This is a genomic window from Kineothrix sp. MB12-C1 (assembly GCF_030863805.1).
In the GTDB taxonomy this organism is placed as follows: Bacteria; Bacillota; Clostridia; order Lachnospirales; family Lachnospiraceae; genus Kineothrix.
In genome coordinates this window covers 3,564,583-3,580,780 of sequence record NZ_CP132957.1, presented here as the reverse complement: position 1 = coordinate 3,580,780, position 16,198 = coordinate 3,564,583, and the positions used below count along the sequence as shown (strand labels likewise).

Here is a 16,198-nt window from a genome sequence, read left to right as displayed (position 1 = left end):
CTTTGCCTTTCCGTCTTTCCTGCGAATTACTTATTCTCTTTTATCAAAGGATAATTTAACATTGACTCTTCGTCAATAAAATTAATTTCATCATTCAAATATACTTGATAATTATTCCACGCTTCTTCCAACTGCTCCAAGTTGCTCTTTACGTCTTCGGGCCTCTTTAAACAAAGAGCCACCACAAGCGCATTGATCACACTTAAGGGCGCTACCAAAGAGTCCACAATGGAAACCATATCGCTTCTGGCAAATAAATTGCAGGCGGAATACAGGTTCATAGGAGAATGTACGCTATCGGTAATGGCAATCACTTTGGCATTCCTATCATTAGCGAATTCCATCGCCTTTAAGGTACGCATAGAATATCTGGGAAAACTAATTCCTACAATGGCGTCCTTCTCACCGATTCGAATCATCTGTTCAAAAATTTCACTCACGCTCGTACTTCTGAGCAGAATTACATTTCCCCTTATCATATTCAAATAAAAATGCAAAAAGTCCGCAAGCGGTTCACAACTTCTCATTCCGAGGATATATACAGTCTCCGCCGCCAAGATGGTGTCGACCGCCATTTCAAAAGATGCACCATCCAAATTCTCTAAAGTATCCTGCAGCTTGTCCATATCTGCCCGGAGAACGGAAGTTAATATTTCCGACTGTGTGCTTTTTCCATATTTCGCGCCTATTTTCTGTACGGAGCTTATTTTGCTCTTTACCCAATCTTCTAACGCTTTCTGGAACTCCGGATAGCCATCATAGCCGATACCTGAAGCGAAGCGCACCACTGTAGATTCGCTCACGCCTACCGTTTCTCCTAATTTGGCTGCCGTCATAAAGACTGCCTGTTCATAATGATCCGTAATATACGAAGCAATCGCCTTATGGCTTTTGCTCATCTTCTTATATCTCGCATCGATTCTTGCAATGATGCTGATTTCATTCTCATTTTTATTTACTATCTGATTTTCTGCGTGATTCTCCATCTACTCTTACCTTATACTTTACGATTTTACTTTTAGTGTAGCTGTTCAGTACCCTCATAGTTACTTTTACTTCAGAAATGACCGGAAGGAATCTTCCAACAATTTGACCGTCTCAATTTCCTCTAAATCATAATCACCTGTTAATGTCATACAAGCCGCACCATGAATAAATATCCACATTTTAGTAAACATATCTTCCGGTGACATACAGCCGTATTCCTTCGCATAATTAATCTCTCTCACCACGGCACCCTTTTTTCCGTTCAATAAGTCATAAAGACTCTTTTCATATCTCCTCTTCGAAAGAAAAAGAAGGCGGAACAGATTCTTATTCTCTTCAGCAAAACGTATGTAGGTAAGCCCCAGGTCCACAAACGGAATATCATTATATTTCGGAAAATTCTCATAATAGGTCTCAAAATAATCGACGGCTATAAAGAAAAGCTCTTTTAAAAGTTCTTCCATATTACGGTACACACGAAAAATTGGCTGTGTGGAGCATCCTGCTCTGGCCGCCAGCTTTCTGGCAGTTACATTCTCATATCCCTCTTCTTTCACCATTTCAAATGCTGCCTGTAAGATATCACTTTGTGTAATTGTCTCTTTCCTCGCCATAATGCATCCTCCACTTGTGAATAACAACCGTTATTATTTTACTATGAATTATTTCCTCTGTCAACGAAAGAACAAAAGTGTGCTTCGCTCACTCTCGCGATTTAAACTTTTAGCAGCACAGCTTTTGTTCCGCGCGCGTAGCTGCGCATCCTGCACAGAGTACTTTTATTCTATAGGGTCAATATTTTTATACTTTAATGTAACTAGGTCTTTCCTATAGAATGAAAAAGGATTGCTGCATACGCAACAATCCCTTTTTACTTTATTTATTATTCTATTACACAATGAATCTTTATACAGGATAAGCTGCATTCTTTGTATCAGCCTGAGCCATATCCACTTTCTCCTGCTGTGCCTGACGATATTTGAAGAATTCAACAGCAACCTGAGGGAAGAGTGCATAAGATAATACGTCTTCATCCTGCTGTTTCCATTCTCTCATCTCCGCTTCAAGCTTATCGAGCTCATTCTCGATTAAGTCAGCCGGACGGCATGTGATTCTTTCTTCACCCGGAATAACTTTATCGATAACTTCCTGGCTCATCGGTTTTACGGTCTGACCGTATTCACCACGAAGTACAGCCTTTGTTTCCTTCGTCGCCATCTTATAACGTTCTCCCATAAGCACGTTGAATACTGCCTGTGTGCCGACAATCTGAGAAGAAGGTGTTACCAAAGGCGGTTCACCGAGGTCTTTACGCACCTCAGGAATCTCACGAAGTACATCATAATATTTATCCTCTGCGTTCTGCTCTTTCAACTGGCTTACCATGTTGGATAACATACCACCCGGAACCTGATATAACAGAGTTTTAATATCAACGCCCATAACCTTCGGATTAAGGAGACCGCTGGATAACCATTCATCTCTGTACGGTCTGAAATAATCTGCAATATCTGCAAGAATATTCTGATCATATCCTGTATCATAAGGAGTTCCTTTGAAAGTTTCTACCATAACCTCTGTCGCAGGCTGTGAAGTTCCCATAGCCATTGGAGAGATTGCACAGTCAATAATATCTGCACCCGCTTCTACTGCTTTCAAATAGGTCATACTCGCAACACCTGAAGTGTAATGAGTATGAAGCTCTATCGGAAGAGAAGTTGCTCCTTTCATAGCTGAGATCATATTCGTCGCTTCATAAGGAAGAAGTAATCCCGCCATATCTTTGATACAGATAGAATCCGCTCCCATTTCTTCTACCTTTTTCGCCATATCTACCCAATAATCTAAAGTATAAGCATCTCCTAATGTATAGGATAATGCAACCTGAGCATGGCCTCTGCCTTCTCTTCCCTTTATCTTAGAGGTAGAGTTAACTGCTGCCTCTAAGTTTCTAAGATCATTAAGGCAGTCAAAAATTCTGATGATATCAATTCCATTTGCAATGGACTTTTCTACAAAATAATCTACCACGTCATCCGCATAAGGACGATATCCCAAAATGTTCTGTCCACGGAATAACATCTGCAACTTCGTATTCTTAAATCCATCTTTTAATTTCCTCAATCTTTCCCACGGATCTTCTTTTAAGAAACGAAGGGAAGCATCGAAAGTAGCTCCACCCCAGCATTCTACTGCATGGTAGCCAACTTTATCCATCTTATCAATGATTGGAAGCATCATTTCGGTGGGCATTCTCGTAGCAATCAGAGACTGATGCGCATCACGAAGAACAGTTTCCACAATTCCAATCGGTTTTTTAACCTGTTCTGACATTTTCTATTCCTCCTATATTTTCATTATTTCGAGTCGTATTAGAATACTCCGAACACTGCCATAAAGGTACCGGCTGCAACCGCCGTACCGATAACGCCTGCCACATTGGGGCCCATCGCGTGCATCAAAAGGAAGTTGGTCGGATCCGATTCTGCGCCGACTTTCTGCGATACTCTGGCTGCCATAGGCACTGCAGATACGCCTGCCGATCCGATTAAGGGATTCACCTTACCTCCGGTAACAACACACATCAACTTACCGAATAATACGCCGGCCGCCGTACCAAAGCAGAACGCAATCAGACCGAGGGCAACGATTTTCAAAGTGTCGAGATTCAAAAATGCTTCTGCACTCGTCGTGGCACCAACAGAGGTTCCGAGCAAGATAACAACGATATACATAAGAGCATTCGCTGCCGTATCCGTTAACTGTCTTACTACTCCCGACTCTCTGAACAGGTTGCCGAGCATCAGCATACCTACTAAAGGAGCTGTGGTAGGAAGAATCAGACATACAACAATAGTAACGACAATTGGGAAAAGAATCTTCTCCAGCTTGGAAACCGGACGAAGCTGCTCCATTTTTATTTTTCTCTCCTTTTCTGTCGTAAGAAGCTTCATGATCGGCGGCTGAATAATGGGTACTAATGACATATAAGAATATGCCGCTACTGCAATCGGTCCGAGCAAAGCTGTCTGCTGCAGCTTGCCTGCGAGGAAGATAGAAGTAGGTCCATCCGCACCTCCGATAATTGAGATAGCAGCTGCCGCTTTGTCGTTGAATCCCAGAGCAATCGCTCCGAAGTAAGCAGCAAAAATACCGAACTGCGCCGCTGCGCCCAAGAGGAAGCTCTTGGGATTGGCGATTAACGGACCGAAGTCCGTCATGGCTCCTACTCCGAGAAAGATGAGGGAAGGTAAAATCGCCCATTCATCTAAAAGATAGAAATAATACAGCATACCAGCCGCTCCATGTCCCGAATCCTCGATGCTGCGCATGATATCGGGATAAATGTTAACGAGTAGCATACCGAATGCTATCGGAAGCAATAATAAGGGTTCAAAACCTTTCGCGATAGCAAGATAAAGAAATACACAAGCTACTACAATCATCAGGTAATTTCCCCAAGTAAGATTGAAGAAAGCCGTCTGATGCACTAGATTATCCAATGTATTTACAATGTAATCCATTTACTGTGACCTCCTGTTGTTCTCTAATTGTTCGGCAATTAGTTCAATGTTGCAAGTAATGTTCCTGCCTCTATCGCATCGCCTACTGTTACATCAATGCTTGCTACCGTGCCATCCTGGGGAGAAACAACCGGAATTTCCATCTTCATAGCTTCGATTACTACGATTGCGTCACCGGCCTTCACCGTCTGTCCAACCTTCGCTTCAATCGAGAACACTTTACCTGCTGCACCAGCCTCTACTCTAACGCCGCCGGCTGTTCCTGCTGCCGGAGCCGCCGGTGCTGCTGCGGGTGCTGCTGCCGGAGCCGGAGCTACAGGTGCAGGCGCCGCTACCGGTGCAGGAGCTGCCTTGGGTGCCGCTACGGGTGCTCCTGTGGATACGCCTTCTTCTACTACAACATCATATACATTTCCATTTACAGTAATGGTGTAATTTTTCATTTCAATATTCCTCCTGATTATTTAAATTAAAATCAAATTAAAATGCTCTTCTTTTCCTAATAGACCTAACCACAAATCCGTCTGTGCGGGTCTTACCCTCACTTGCTGCAATAGCTGCCGCAATGACCGCTACAAGTTCAAAGTCACCGGATACATCAGCCAATTCTTCCTTTTCAATAATTTGTGCTATTGTATTATCCACTGCAACAGGTTCTTTTATCTTCTCTTCTTTTACTGCCCCTTTACCTTCGAAGGCTGCTTGAATCTTCGGAATAAAGGTGAATCCGGAAATAAGGAACGAAATGAGAATTAGAACTACAAATACCGTTCCCATACCGAGCAAAGTATTGAGCGCCGCCTTTTCCATCTTCTCTGCGAAAGTATACTCGACATTAGTCGTAACGCTTGATAGAGATAGATCCTTATCTAAAACGACCTCTACTACCGCATTGCGCGTCGAACCTTTCACCGCAACATCCACGACAACGCCTTTTTCATCTATCTCAGCGGTATGTCCTGTTATCTCAACATAACTACCCATTTCCTCTTGTGCGCCCATCCAACTGTCAAAGGCTGCCGTTATGACTGCATCTGAAGCATACTGTGCTTGTTGGCCCTGTGCACAAATCATGGCAATAGCTTCTACTAACTGATCGCCCATGCCAAGCGCATCTTCTTCTGTCATAAGGGCACTTCCGGAAGCTGCCTGCGCAGTCATTCCAAATGCACTCACTCCAAGGACACAGGTAATCATACCTAATACTAATAACCATTTTTTCATATTAAGTATCATCCTTTCTAAACTGTACCATGTTTTTTCGCCGGACGTTCTTCATGCTTGGTATACAACATCTCAAAAGCGCCAATCACATATTTTCTCGTCTCGGAAGGAGCAACAATCTGATCCACATAGCCTCTTCTCGCCGCACTTAATGCACTCGTCTGAAGCTCTCCATATTCTTTAGCACAAGCATCGATAGCATCTGCACCCTGTCCGGAGCAAATAATCTTAGCTGCAAGCTTAGCTTCCATCGTGCCGATCTCAGCATCTGGCCATGTCATAGTAATATCCGCGCCGATTGCTTTGGAATTCATCGCAACATATGCACTTCCATATGCTTTCTTCGTTATTACATTCACCTTCGGTACTGTTGCATTCGCAAAAGCATAGGTAAGGCGAGCTGCAGCTTTCGCAATCTTTTTCTCCGAGCATTTGCTGGAGGCAAATCCTTTTACATTGGTAAAAGTAAGTACCGGAATATCGAAAGCATCACAGAAATTAACGAAATCTGCCGCCTTTTCACAACCTTTTGCAGACAATACTGCATCGAATTTCTCAGTAACATTACCTTCTGCATCATAAATCTCTGTACGGTTTGCAATTGCACCTACCGTAGCACCATTTAATTTGATGAAACCTGTCACCATGTCTTTCGCATAGTTTCTCTTCGTCTCAAAGAAAATACCATGATCGGAAATCTGGGAAAGTGCAATGGAAGTATCACCAGCACAATTGATAAGATTTTCACATTCTCTATTTAAATCATCCGTACATTCATCAAAAGAATCATTATCTTCGTTATTTGCCGGGAGAAGGGAAACGAGTTGTCTAATCTGGGCAAGAACGCCCGCCTCGTCAGAAACTACATCTACGATACCCGCCTCTTCACTTTGAAATGTTGCGGAAGAAGTATCGCATTTAGAAATCTCATTGCCGTCAATTGCATTAGGAGAATTAACAAAAAGCTTTGCATTCTTCTCTTCCATCAGTGTAAAGTCCGTAAGCGTCGGAATCAGGGCAAGTCCACCTCCGCAGCTACCGAAAATAGCAGTAATTTGAGGAATAACTCCTGAGGCATTCGTTTGTTTAAAATAAATCTCGCCGAAAGCATTTAACGCATCCGTTGCTTCTTGTAGCCTAAGTCCGGCCGAATGAATTAATCCGATAACAGGAGCGCCTGTCTTTAATGCCAGATCATAGAGATTCGTAATCTTTTTGGCATGCATCTCGCCCACAGAACCGTTCAAAACAGAAACATCCTGGCTGTAAACATACACAAGATTACCGTCAATTACTCCATAACCGGTGATCACACCGTCAGAAGGAGTTTCTGTCTGTTTCAAATTGAAGTCTGTCGCCCTTGCCGTTACAAGTGCCCCGATTTCAACGAAACTGTTTTCGTCGAGTAAAGCTGTTATTCTTTGACTCGCTTGTGAAGTAGTACCCATCTTTTCAGTCCTCCATTTTATATTAAATAAATAAAAACTAACTAACGGGGAGCAAGCTCCCCATACTCACACTACAGCAGTATAACATAAAATCCCAAAATATCCTAGGAGATTTTTGAATTTTTCACTGATTTTATATTGCATACCTATTCCATATGTATTGCACTATCCATATAAAACTCATTGAATCAACCCCATATTTAGTAAAAACGGGATATTCTTTTATTAACTCATTACCCAAATAGTATTTCACACTGCCCACGGCACTGCCCTCTTCCACAGGTGCTGCCAACTTTTTAGGAATTTGTCTTTGAATGCTGACTTCTTCATCCTGACGCAAAAGAATGCTTAGTTCTTTTTCCCCCTCTTCCAATGTCACCTCCACATAGGCATTTCCGTAAGGCTTCTGATTCTCAGGAACCCCACCTTCAACATAGATAGAAGACAGCTCCTGTATCTCATATACATCTCTATATTCATAATTAGTTAACCCATAGCTCATAAGCGCCTTCGTATCGCTCCATTTATAGCTTCTGTTGTTGGGCCATCCACAAGCTAAGAGGGCGACAATGAAAGACTTCCCTTCCCGCGTCAGCGCTCCCACATAGCAATAACCTGCATTATTGGTAAAACCCGTTTTACCCGAAAGAGCTCCATCCATCATCGTAAGAAAGCTGTTGTGATTCGTACAGGAGTAGCTTCTATTTCCCTCCACATCTGCAAAGGAATAGCTTCTTTCCCTCGTTATTGTCAAAAAACCTTCTTTCTCCGGCGAATCTTCGATGCAATATCTCATAATCCGTGCCAGATCCTTTGCCGTGGTGGAATGTACTTTCATATTGCCGTTTTGGTCGGTCACAGAAGCATCCAATCCATTCGGCGTAATGAAAAAGGTATCATAGCACCCAATATCCCTTGCTTTTTGATTCATTAAATCCGCAAATGCTTCCACACTTCCCGCAATATGCTCGGCAATAGCAACGGCCGAATCATTGTGCGATTCCAGCATAAGGGAATAAAGCAAGTCATTTAATACGAATTGCTGTCCGTCTCTCATACCAAGATGTACCTTCGGCTGTCTGGCTGCCAGTCCAGATACGGTAACAACATCCTGCAAATTACCATTTTCCAAGGCAATAATACAAGTCATAATTTTTGTAGTGCTTGCCATGGGCATCGCTTCCATTTCATTTTTCCCGAATAAAACACGCCCTGAATCCGCATCCATAAGGACCGCAGAACGGGCGTATAACTTTATGTTTGTACTATTTTCCTCTGCCTCGGATACAGGCAGCACTCTTGCAGCAGCCTCACTCACTGTACCGATACATAAAAATATTGATAGAATCAGAGCACATAAGCGCAGTACTCTAGCGGCACAAAAGATCTCCTGCGGACTCTTTCTTTCTTTTCTCTTTGCTTTCTCCATAAAATAACCCAGCATTATTCATCTTTTCAATATATGCAAGAGAGTATGTAAATAGAGATAAAAACATCAATTGTCACTATCAAATATCCAACTGTAACTGTACTTCTGCTTCCGCCTGTTGTTTGAACTCCTCCATCTGCACGGAGTTAAGTTCCGGCAGTTCCCCTAATGACTTCACACCAAAACTTCTTAAGAATTCCTCCGTAGTACCAAAAAGCAACGGCTTCCCCGGAGCATCCAGCCTTCCAACTTCTGTTACTAAGTTGAATTCCACAAGGCGGCTTACCGCATAGTCGCAATTCACTCCTCTGATCTTCTCAATTTCAAGCTTGGTAACCGGCTGTTTGTATGCAATAATGGATAAAGTCTCAAGCAGCATATCCGTCAGCACGAATTTCCTCGGTGTCTTAGCCACCTTAATTAGATATTCATACATATCAGGCTTTGTACAAAGCTGCACGGCATCCTCCAACTCAATCAGCATAATTCCGCGATCTTCCTTCTCATACCGAACTTTCATGTCCGCAAGAATTTCCTTCGTCACCTTTACATCTTCTTCTATTGTCCCGGCAAGTCTCACTACCTCAACCGAATCCCCCATGGTAAAAAGGATTGCTTCCAAAACTGCTTCCGCTTTCTTTCTATCCACTTTCTATCCCTACCCTCTTGTTCTTAGATTTTATATCGCTTGTAAATGCGCAGACCTACTGAATAGTTGCTATCGCTTTTACATAGATATTAGACGTAATTAAAATATCATCACAAATATCCTGCTGCTCAATATCGATCTGCCCCAGCTTCATCATTTCCAAAACAACAAGAAATGTAACAATCATCTCCATCTTGCTATGCTGCTTTTCTAACAGCATACGGAAACTGAACCGCTGATGCGTCTTCACATACTTTTCTACATAAGCAGTCTTTAAATCCATATCGACTTCATCTTTTTCAATTTTCCCAAAGGTGCTTCTGACAGGGTCAATTTTATCTTCCTGCCTTTTTATCATAAACTGAAATATTTCATGAAGTTTATTCAAGTTCACATCCGCAAGCAACGCTTCATAATCTACGGGCTGCCTGTAATTCTCCACTTCCTTGGGAAGACTCTGCCTGCGGTAAAGAGTCCGAAGCGCATCCATCTGCCTATCCTTCAATTCAAAGGACATATATTTATACATTTTATATTCCAACAGTTTCTGGACAAGTTCTTCCCTCGGGTCCTCCTCTTCGCCTTCTTCATTCACTTCTTTTGGCAAAAGCATTCTGCATTTAATATCGATTAAGGTTGCCGCCATTACAAGAAACTCACTCATGACGTTCATATCCTCAGTCTCCATATTTTTAATGTAATCCAAATACTGCGCGGTAATCTCCACAATAGGAATATCGTAGATATCCACTTTATTCTTATCAATCAGATGTAGCAGAAGGTCCAAAGGGCCTTCGAACACCTGCAGTTTTACCGGAATTGCCATGATACACCCCATCTTTTTATTTGTCTTATTCGCTTCTCTACGTATTCTTACGGTCAGCGCAGTTACTATTCTACATAGAAATTTCTGGAATTTCAAGTAGATTCATTACTATTCAGCTTCTGACTCAAGATGAACTACAACAAGTTCTGCCGGATTGAAGATTCTAAGCGGTATCGTATGCATGCCAAGTCCCCGGCTCACAATCATTCTCTTATCCTCTTCTTCAAATAGGCCTCCATCATATCGGGGGAAAAATTTCACCATAGGCGAGATAACACCGCCAAGCCACGGCAGCCGCATAACACCGCCGTGCAAATGACCTGACACGCTCAAATCTGCCCCCCATCCCACATATTCTTTAAAATAGTCAGGATTATGAGCGATCAGGAAAGTAAATCTGGACTCCTCCGCTTTACCGATCAAGCTTTGCACATAGTCTTTTGCCATCTCTATCTTCTTAAATCTCTTGTAATAGTATTTCTCAATCTCCAGCCCACACAGCTCTATATTCGTATCGGGAAGATACACCCGTTCATTCTCCAGCATACGGACACCACATTGCTTCAATTCCTTCTTATAATTCTGATAGATGTCGCCATATCCCTTCTTATATATCTTCATTCGATATTCGTGATTGCCGTTTCCATAATAAACAGGATACTTCTGCGCCAGCCTGTACAGTAACGCTATGGGTACTTCGTAACTTGTCCGCTTCTCTTGTGCCGTCACCATATCCCCCGCCACCACAATCATATCTGGATTCACCTCATCGATCGCGCGTATCAGCTTCTCATTGTCTCTGCCATATCTTTTATTATGAAGATCTGACAACACGATAACCTTACAGTTTTTCTTTATCTTTAAAGACCGTATCGTATACTCTCTCCTTACAAATCGCGTACTGTCATAAGCGATCGATGTAATCAATACTGCCAAAATTCCTATCTTCCATATATCACTCATAGTCAAGTCCATACTTACACCACGCCTTTCTCCTAAGCTTCTTATCTAAATATTTCCAAACATTGTATTAGTGTACCACATCTTATCCTATTCTAACAATTCATAAATCCACCAATTTCTACGATGTTGATAACTGAATTGTTACAACGAAGACTTCCAAGCAGCATTGGAACAATATGCGCTGCCGGGAAGTCCTGCATGATTTTATTCTGTTATAGAAGTAAGTAACGTATTACTTTCCCCACATAGTCTCCATAATTCGCTTTCTTCATATCCTTAGCCGCTATAATTGACACGCTTCCGATTCTCTGTCCACCCAGTTGATACACGGCCTCTCCGATCGCCTGCCCTTCTTCAATCGGCGCTTCCACAACGGCAGGCAGACTAATCGTCTTTTCTATCTCTGTTAAATTATTTCCTTTCGTATCCAAATACCGGAACGCTCCCGCATAACTTAAATTAACGGTATCATCCACACCGCCCTTTACTACTTGCGCAGGTAAGGCTTCTTTATTTTCATCCACATAAATATTGCTCACACTGTACCCATAATTAAGCAGCGTCATCGCTTCCTGAAACCTTACTTTATTATCCGGAGCTGCCATAATTACTGCAATCAACTCAATACCATCTTTATTTGCCGTCGCTGATAGACAGTATTTCGCCTTGCTCGTGGAACCCGTCTTCAGCCCGGTCGCCCATTCGTATTGTTTTAACAGCTTATTCGTGCTGGATAGCGTAAAGGTAGAAGTTCCCTGCCTCGTCACATGCGAGATATCTTCCATCCATATCTGTGTATACTTAAGCACCTCAGGATATTGAGTAATTAACGCCCTCGACATAGTAGCCACATCCCTTGCTGTCGTATAGTGACCGTCGGAATCAGACAACCCGGAGCAATCTTCAAAATTGGTATTATCCATACGTAACTCTTCAGCCCGTTGGTTCATTAGTTTCACGAATTCCTGCTCGCTTCCCGCAATGTATTCCGCCACTGCCACACAGGCGTCATTTCCCGATGCCACCGCAATACACTTTATCAACGTCTCTAATGTCTGTATCTCTCCCTCCTCCAAGAAGACCTGGGAGCCACCCATGGACTTCGCGTAGGCGCTCGTCATAATCTGATCTTCCAGATGAATTCTTCCCGTCTTCAGATGGTCGAAAATAACCAACAGCGTCATAATCTTTGTTATGCTCGCAGGGCTTCTTTTCACATCTGCCTCGTGCTCGCAGATCATCTGCCCCGTAGACGCTTCAATCACTATGTAGGAAGGGGCGGATACTTCCGGCACCGCCCTTACATAAAGGACGGAGGAGAAAAACAGGCAAATACTAAACCCGTAACAAATAGTAGCTTTCATCCATTTCTTCACAATACACACTCCCGTCATGTGTTCTACTACTATAAATATAAAAAAGCGATTCTTTTTAGAACCGCTTTCTCCTCTTACTTCCTTTGGTTTAGTACCATCTTGCCTTAAAACTTTCATATTTATCCGCACACCGTTCACGGATATCAATACCAAAAGCTTTTGACAATTGAATTATGTAATCTATTGTAACAATTGCGAGTATAAGGCTGCACACCCTGCTGCCCATAGAGAAACTCCAACTATCGATAAAACCTATTATCTTAGAATGAAGGAATACAATGATGATCACCGCATAAAACCCCCATGCAATGGTACTCTCCAAGCATATAATTCCCTTATAATTGCAAGGCTTGTCCTTGTAATCCCACCATATCTCGCCGAATAATTTAAGCATCAGATTCCCTACAAGGAATTCGAACACTGTAGCCATTAAAGCGCCAAGTAAATATAGCTTAAAGAAATGCCCGTCAAGCGGATGGAGAATTAAATATCCTATTATAGCACCAAATCCATAGATCGGGCAAAAAGGGCTTTTGGCAAATCCCCTGTTTGTGAGCCTTCTATTGCAAAATGACATATAGATAGATTCTACCAGCCATCCCAGCATACTATAGATGACAAATGCAGAAACAAGATGATACACATCCGTTCCAAAAAACTCCTTCGTCCACATATTAGCCCTCCATTATGCAATAGGAACACTTTCCTATTATATAACAAAGTCCCTGATTGTAGAATCAAGGACCTGCCACTCACATAATTAATTATATTTACGTTTTCTTGCTGCTTCAGATTTCTTTTTACGTTTTACGCTTGGTTTTTCGTAGTGCTCTCTTTTGCGAATCTCCTGCTGAATTCCAGCCTTCGCGCAACTTCTTTTAAAACGACGTAAAGCGCTATCCAAAGTCTCGTTCTCTTTTACGATTACGTTTGACATTCCTACACCCGACCTCCCTTCAGTCCCTTCCTAGCAACACGACTGATTGGGTTTATTCTATTTACGCATAGACGTATAAGCTAAGTATCGTTATGCACAATAATGATTATATCATATTTTCCCTGCCAGTCAACCTATTTTTATAATTATTTATAATTTATTATATATGATCTATTTTTTATAATTTATTATTTGTAATTCCAGGACTTTTGCCGCCTCTTGAATCGCAGCATCGATGCCTTGAGGGTTCTTTCCGCCTGCCTGAGCCATATTCGGACGTCCGCCGCCGCCACCGCCTACGAGGGAAGCGATTCCCTTGATCAAGTTGCCCGCATGAGCTCCCTTCTCAATTGCCTCATCGGTCGCCATAACGACTAGATTTACCTTACCCGCTTCTTCCGCAATCAGAACGATCACACCTTCACCGAGCTTCGCTTTCAACTGGTCTCCCAGATCTCTCAATCCGTTCATGTCCACGCCTGCAAGCTTAGCTGCAAGAAGCTTCACGCCTTCTACTTCCTGTACTTTATCCATAACATCGCCGAGCGCTTCCTTCGCTGCCTTACTCTTTAAAGATTCATTCTCACTCTGCAGCGCTTTCACTTCTGCCATCAGATGTTCCAGACGCTCTATCAAGTTCTGGGGTGTCGCTTTCACCGTTTTAGCAGCATCTTCAAGACTTCGCTCCAACTGGGCATAATAGCTGAATACTCCATTCCCGGTGAGAGCCTCTATTCTTCTTACACCTGCTGCCACACCGTTCTCAGAGAGAATCTTAAAAGCAGCTATCACACCGGTATTTCCAACATGGGTACCACCGCACAGCTCCGTAGAGAAATCTCCCATCTTCACCACACGTACGGTATCTCCATACTTCTCACCGAATAACGCCATCGCTCCGGCCTTTTTCGCTTCATCGATCGTCATAACACTCGTTACAACCGGAAGAGATTGAGCGATTTGTTCATTTACCATTTGTTCCACCTCGGCAATTTCTTCTGCGGTCATCGCGGAGAAATGACTGAAATCGAAACGAAGTCTGTCTCCATCCACAAAAGAACCTGCCTGTTCTACGTGTGTACCGAGCACGGCTCTTAATGCTTTATGCAATAGGTGAGTAGCACTGTGGTTCTTACAAGTATCGATACGTCTCTTTTCATCCACCAATAAGGTAACGCGGTCGCCTACTTTGAACATGCCTTTTTTCACTTTACCGATATGCCCTACCTTGCCGCCAAGCAGCTTCACGGTATCAATTACTTCAAATTCCGCATCCTTTGTAACAATCGTTCCAATATCTGCGCTCTGACCGCCCATTGTCGCATAGAAAGGAGTCTCCTCCACAAAGATGGTCCCCATCTCATCATCCGTCAAAGCTTCTACAAGTTCTGTTTCTGTCGTAAGGACAGTAATAGAAGAATTATGCTCCAGCTTATCATAACCGACAAACTCTGTCGTAACACTCGGATCAATAGATTCGTATACGGTAACATCAGCTCCCATATAGTTCGTCACCTTACGCGCTGCACGAGCCTTTACTTTCTGCTCCTGCATGGAATCCGCAAAGCTTTTTTCATCTACGCTAAAGCCTTTCTCCTCGAGAATCTCCTTCGTTAAATCGAGAGGAAATCCGTAAGTATCATATAATTTAAAGGCATCCTCACCAGCGAGCTCTTTTTGTCCATTCTGCTCCATCGCCGCTTCCATCTCAGCCAGAATACCGAGTCCCTGATCGATTGTCTTATTGAATTTACTTTCTTCCTGAGTGAGTACATTGAAAATAAAGTCTTTCTTCTCTTCCAACTCCGGATAACCATCTTTGCTGCCTTTAATTACTGTATTGCTCAAATCTGTAAGGAACTGTCCTTCGATTCCAAGCAGTCTTCCATGTCTTGCCGCACGGCGGATAATACGCCGAAGCACATAGCCTCTTCCTTCGTTGGTGGGCATAATACCATCAGAAATCATGAAAGTAGCAGAGCGGATATGATCGGTCACAATACGAATTGATACATCCCATTCGTATTTTTCCTTATACTCCTTGCCTGAAATCTCACACACCTTGCTTCTAAGTTCACGAATCGTATCCACATCGAAAATGGAGTCCACATCCTGAACGACCGTCGCCAGGCGTTCCAGTCCCATTCCCGTATCGATATTCTTCTGCTCCAGCTCTGTATAGTTTCCCTTTCCGTCACTTTCAAACTGTGTGAACACATTATTCCATACCTCGATATAACGGTCACACTCACAACCTACTGTACACTCAGGCTTACCGCAGCCATATTTTTCCCCTCTGTCATAATAGATTTCTGAACAGGGGCCGCAAGGACCTGAGCCATGCTCCCAGAAATTATCCTCTTTACCAAAACGGAAAATAGATTCCGGTGCAATTCCGATTTCTTTATTCCAAATATCAAAAGCTTCGTCATCATCTTCATATACGGAAGGATATAATCTATCCGCCTCCAGACCTACTACCTCGGTCAGAAATTCCCAGCTCCATGCAATCGCCTCGTGCTTAAAGTAATCTCCAAAAGAGAAGTTCCCAAGCATTTCAAAAAATGTTCCGTGGCGTGCCGTCTTTCCTATATTCTCGATATCACCTGTACGGATACATTTCTGACAGGTAGTCACTCGTTTCCTCGGAGGAATCTCCTGTCCCGTAAAATACGGTTTTAACGGTGCCATGCCGGAGTTAATTAACAATAAGCTGTTGTCATTATGAGGCACCAGAGAAAAACTCTTCATTGCCAGATGATCCTTTCCTTCGAAAAATTCGAGGAACATCCTTCTAAGCTCGTTTACTCCATATTGTTTCATTTTCATTATCCT

Annotated in this window: 15 protein-coding genes; all 15 read right to left on the bottom strand. The window is 42.8% G+C overall.

What is annotated here, in order from left to right; genetic code table 11:
- Positions 1 to 26: 26 nt before the first annotated feature.
- Positions 27 to 986, bottom strand: coding sequence for a MurR/RpiR family transcriptional regulator (locus RBB56_RS16460; protein ID WP_306720047.1), 960 nt, complete (start codon positions 984 to 986; stop codon positions 27 to 29).
- Between the two features lie 66 nt (positions 987 to 1,052).
- Entirely contained in the window at positions 1,053 to 1,601 is a 549-nt protein-coding gene (locus tag RBB56_RS16455; protein WP_306720046.1) for a TetR/AcrR family transcriptional regulator, read from the bottom strand.
- Between the two features lie 292 nt (positions 1,602 to 1,893).
- Positions 1,894 to 3,321, bottom strand: coding sequence for an oxaloacetate decarboxylase subunit alpha (locus RBB56_RS16450; RefSeq protein WP_306720045.1), 1,428 nt, complete (start codon positions 3,319 to 3,321; stop codon positions 1,894 to 1,896).
- Positions 3,322 to 3,359: 38 nt separating this feature from the next.
- The gene (locus RBB56_RS16445) at positions 3,360 to 4,511 is read right to left on the bottom strand and encodes a sodium ion-translocating decarboxylase subunit beta (RefSeq protein WP_306720044.1); all 1,152 of its coding nucleotides are present in this window, start codon (positions 4,509 to 4,511) and stop codon (positions 3,360 to 3,362) included.
- A 38-nt stretch (positions 4,512 to 4,549) separates the two neighbouring features.
- Positions 4,550 to 4,954: a biotin/lipoyl-containing protein gene (locus tag RBB56_RS16440; protein WP_306720043.1), complete on the bottom strand. Its 405-nt coding sequence runs from the start codon at positions 4,952 to 4,954 to the stop codon at positions 4,550 to 4,552.
- Between the two features lie 37 nt (positions 4,955 to 4,991).
- Entirely contained in the window at positions 4,992 to 5,735 is a 744-nt protein-coding gene (locus RBB56_RS16435; RefSeq protein ID WP_306720042.1) for an OadG family protein, read from the bottom strand.
- Positions 5,736 to 5,752: 17 nt separating this feature from the next.
- Positions 5,753 to 7,183, bottom strand: coding sequence for an acyl-CoA carboxylase subunit beta (locus RBB56_RS16430; protein ID WP_306720041.1), 1,431 nt, complete (start codon positions 7,181 to 7,183; stop codon positions 5,753 to 5,755).
- Between the two features lie 133 nt (positions 7,184 to 7,316).
- On the bottom strand, positions 7,317 to 8,612 hold the full coding sequence (locus RBB56_RS16425; protein ID WP_306720040.1) for a D-alanyl-D-alanine carboxypeptidase family protein: 1,296 nt from the start codon (positions 8,610 to 8,612) through the stop codon (positions 7,317 to 7,319).
- A gap of 79 nt (positions 8,613 to 8,691) precedes the next feature.
- Entirely contained in the window at positions 8,692 to 9,261 is a 570-nt protein-coding gene (scpB, locus tag RBB56_RS16420; RefSeq protein WP_306720039.1) for an SMC-Scp complex subunit ScpB, read from the bottom strand.
- 55 nt (positions 9,262 to 9,316) lie between these two features.
- On the bottom strand, positions 9,317 to 10,087 hold the full coding sequence (locus RBB56_RS16415; protein ID WP_306720038.1) for a segregation and condensation protein A: 771 nt from the start codon (positions 10,085 to 10,087) through the stop codon (positions 9,317 to 9,319).
- A 108-nt stretch (positions 10,088 to 10,195) separates the two neighbouring features.
- Positions 10,196 to 11,050, bottom strand: coding sequence for a metallophosphoesterase (locus RBB56_RS16410; protein WP_306720037.1), 855 nt, complete (start codon positions 11,048 to 11,050; stop codon positions 10,196 to 10,198).
- A 212-nt stretch (positions 11,051 to 11,262) separates the two neighbouring features.
- Positions 11,263 to 12,543 carry a D-alanyl-D-alanine carboxypeptidase family protein gene (locus RBB56_RS16405; RefSeq protein ID WP_306720036.1) on the bottom strand — a complete coding sequence of 427 codons (1,281 nt, stop codon included), beginning with the start codon at positions 12,541 to 12,543 and terminating at the stop codon, positions 11,263 to 11,265.
- Complete coding sequence (locus tag RBB56_RS16400; protein ID WP_306720035.1) at positions 12,515 to 13,099, bottom strand: putative ABC transporter permease; 585 nt, start codon at positions 13,097 to 13,099, stop codon at positions 12,515 to 12,517. Before RBB56_RS16400 ends, RBB56_RS16405 begins: the two co-directional genes overlap by 29 nt.
- A gap of 87 nt (positions 13,100 to 13,186) precedes the next feature.
- Positions 13,187 to 13,363 carry a 30S ribosomal protein S21 gene (gene rpsU, locus RBB56_RS16395; protein WP_016290398.1) on the bottom strand — a complete coding sequence of 59 codons (177 nt, stop codon included), beginning with the start codon at positions 13,361 to 13,363 and terminating at the stop codon, positions 13,187 to 13,189.
- 171 nt (positions 13,364 to 13,534) lie between these two features.
- Positions 13,535 to 16,186 carry an alanine--tRNA ligase gene (alaS, locus tag RBB56_RS16390; protein WP_306722194.1) on the bottom strand — a complete coding sequence of 884 codons (2,652 nt, stop codon included), beginning with the start codon at positions 16,184 to 16,186 and terminating at the stop codon, positions 13,535 to 13,537.
- Positions 16,187 to 16,198: the final 12 nt, after the last annotated feature.